The organism is Raoultibacter timonensis (assembly GCF_900240215.1).
In the GTDB taxonomy this organism is placed as follows: Bacteria; Actinomycetota; Coriobacteriia; order Coriobacteriales; family Eggerthellaceae; genus Raoultibacter; species Raoultibacter timonensis.
In genome coordinates this window covers 1-893 of record NZ_LT964695.1, presented here as the reverse complement: position 1 = coordinate 893, position 893 = coordinate 1, and the positions used below count along the sequence as shown (strand labels likewise).

Below are 893 nucleotides of genomic sequence, written 5' to 3'. Positions count from 1 at the left end.
TTGCTCGGCCGCCTCGGAGGCCTCGGCGCACGTCCCGAGCGCATCGGCTTCGTATCCGACGGCGACGGAGCGCTTGTCGCGCTCTCGTGCGCAGCGAAGCTCATCGACATGCGCCGCAAGGGCGACGTGCTTGCAGGCGACGTGTTCGTCTCGACTCACGTGTGTCCCCATGCGCCCACGATGCCGCACAAACCCGTACCGTTCATGGGATCGCCCGTGGCGACCGCAGCCGTCAACAAGGAGGAGGTCACCGACGAGCTCGATGCCATCCTCGTCGTGGACACCACCAAGGGCAATCGCATCGCGAACTACCGCGGTTTCGCCATCTCGCCCACGGTGAAGCAGGGCGTCATCCTGCGCGTGAGCGAAGACCTGCTCGATCTGGTAGAAATCGCCACGGGGAGAAGGCCCAACGTGTTCGCGCTTTCGATGGCCGACATCACGCCGTACGGCAACGGGCTCTACCACCTCAACTCGATCCTGCAGCCGTGCACGGCCACCGATGCGCCCGTGGTCGGCGTGGCCATCACCACCGAAACGGCAGTACCCGGATGCGCGACGGGGGCAACGCACCTCACCGACCTCGACGAAGCGGGCACGTTCATGCTCGAAACCGCAAAGGCGTTCGGCGAAGGCTCCTGCTCGTTTTTCGACGAGGCCGAGTTCGAACTGTTCGGCAAGCGCTACGGTTCGATGGCCGCCCTGCAGACGATGGGCGCGCTTCCCGCCGAGAACGAGATGGCGTAAGCGCACACCATGGGAGAACCGCAGCAGAACGAGCCGAAAGCGGACGACCTGCAAGGCGCTGGGTCGAATGCGCGAGCGCAGGACGATTCCCGAAGCGGCAAGCTCCTGCTCGGAGCCGTGACGATCGGGCAGGCCCCGCGCACCGA

The 893-nt window shown here is 65.7% G+C and carries 1 protein-coding gene; it reads left to right on the top strand.

What is annotated here, in order from left to right:
- Positions 1–747 (top strand): DUF1177 domain-containing protein (locus C1722_RS16575; protein WP_102380495.1); only part of this gene is annotated, 747 nt, incomplete at its 5' end.
- Positions 748–893: the final 146 nt, after the last annotated feature.